This is a genomic window from Streptomyces sp. NPDC007164 (genome assembly GCF_040634135.1).
GTDB lineage: Bacteria > Actinomycetota > Actinomycetes > Streptomycetales > Streptomycetaceae > Streptomyces > Streptomyces sanglieri.
This window is the reverse complement of sequence record NZ_JBEYFB010000137.1, coordinates 1-1,788: the sequence shown is the minus strand read 5'-3', so window position 1 is coordinate 1,788 and position 1,788 is coordinate 1. Positions and strand designations below refer to the sequence as shown.

At 70.1% G+C, this 1,788-nt stretch carries 1 protein-coding gene and 1 pseudogene; both read right to left on the bottom strand.

The genetic code is table 11. From position 1 onward, the window contains the following. Positions 1 to 13: 13 nt before the first annotated feature. Positions 14 to 604 (bottom strand): annotated as a pseudogene (locus ABZ622_RS41990) (IS5 family transposase); the annotation flags it as partial. A gap of 53 nt (positions 605 to 657) precedes the next feature. Further along, on the bottom strand, positions 658 to 1,563 hold the full coding sequence (locus ABZ622_RS41985) for an alpha/beta hydrolase (protein WP_360552600.1): 906 nt from the start codon (positions 1,561 to 1,563) through the stop codon (positions 658 to 660). Positions 1,564 to 1,788 lie beyond the last annotated feature (225 nt).

Genomic DNA, 1,788 nt, shown 5'->3' with positions numbered 1-1,788 from the left:
TGTATGCCTGGTCGCCGCTGACATGAGCCGGCCAGCTTCGGGGGCGCCCGCCCGATGGACGGGGAACCCGGATCCGGTCCAGAACCTCGGTCATCTGCGGTGCGTCACCCCACCGGCCGGGCGTAAGAAGGAAGGCCAAAGGACGGCAGCCGCCCTCGCCGGCAAGGTGGATCTTGCAGGTCAGCCCACCCGGGACCGTCCGAGTCCCTCGTCGGGGCGGTGGTGCCGGGGCGTCGTCCTTTTTCGGGACCCGCGGCCGGGCCTTTCGGGCACCGGCCGCGTGCTGATGGGCCCGGCGGGATGTGGAGTCGACTCCGACCATCGACCAGTCGACGCGACCGACGAGATCGGCGTCCGCCTGGACCGTCTGCAGGATCCGCTCCCAGGTCCCGTCCGCCGACCATCGGCGATGCCGTTCGTACACGGTTTTCCAGGATCCGTAGCGTTCCGGCAGATCACGCCACGGAACTCCGGTCCGGACCCGGAACAGGATGCCGTTCACCACCGTGTGGTGGTCACTCCACCGGCCTCCCCGACCAACCGAAGGCAGCAGGTGCGGCTCCAGAAGCGACCACTCGCGATTCGTCAGATCCCCCCGACGCATGACCGGACCAACGAGCGATCAACCAGAAGGCCACATAATCCGCCGGGCAGAACCTAGCCCCTCTGCCCTGCGAGCGTGTCCAGGACGTCCGCAACCGGGGTGGGATCCAGAGGGCCGACGTGTGACGCCCCGGGGAAATCGTGCACGCGGAAGCTGTTGCCGGGCGTGGACGCGTCGGCTTCCGCGATCATTCTGTCCTGGAGCGCGGTGGCGATCGTACGGTCCCTGCCGAATCGCAGGTACGTGCGGGGAATGCGTCCCCAGTTGCCGGCCCGGCCGACCGCACGGCCCGCATAGGCGGCGACGGGCTCGTCGGTCTGCATGCCGGCCAGTATCCGGCGGAAGTCGGCGTCGGGGTAGTCCGCGCAGATCATCTCCTTCAGGAGGGCCAACTCACCGCTGACACCCGTACGGAAGTTCAGCCGCAATACCCCGAGTCGGTCCGGGTCACCCACCGTCAGCTCCACCGGGCTGACGGCGTTCGCGTTCTCGGGTGCCGCCGTGCAGGCGTCCGCCGTGGGCAGGACGCGGCTGGGACAGAAGGCCGCCATGTAGCAGATGTGGTGAAGCAGGTGCGGGACGGCGTCGCCGACACGGCTGACCGACACGCCACCCAGGCTGTGCCCGACCAGCACCACCGGGCCGTTCCGTGCGGCCTGCCGCACGATGCCCGTGACGCGCGCCTCGTAGTCGTCCAGCCCGAGGCCCTTCAGCGGGGAGGGCTCGACCGCCATCGCTGTGAGGTCCTGCCGCTGGTACGACTCCGCCACGAAAGCCTCCGCGCCGTGCCGCGGCTGGTCCACCATGACGACGCGGTGGCCGCGCAGCACCAGTTCCCGCGCAATCGGCATCCAGAACGCGCCGGCGCTGTGGGTACCGTGCACCAGCACGTAAGTCCCGAGCCCGCGACGCGGGGCCGCCGCGGCCGGCGAGGTTCCGAGCCCGGTGGCCAGCGCCATGCCCCCCACTGCGAGTCCCAGCCCACTCAGCGCCGTCCGCCGGGTGGCACCTTTTCGTTCTTCGTTCGTGTCATCCATCATGAACACAACGCTATGAACGGCCCGTTCGGCCCACCAGCGGTCCAGCACCCCCACAGGGGTGGACCCAGAACCACCCTGCCGTGCGGCTCGCAGGGTCCGACCCACGCGCCGTGAGCGACCGGACTGCCCGAACCGCCCCCGCGC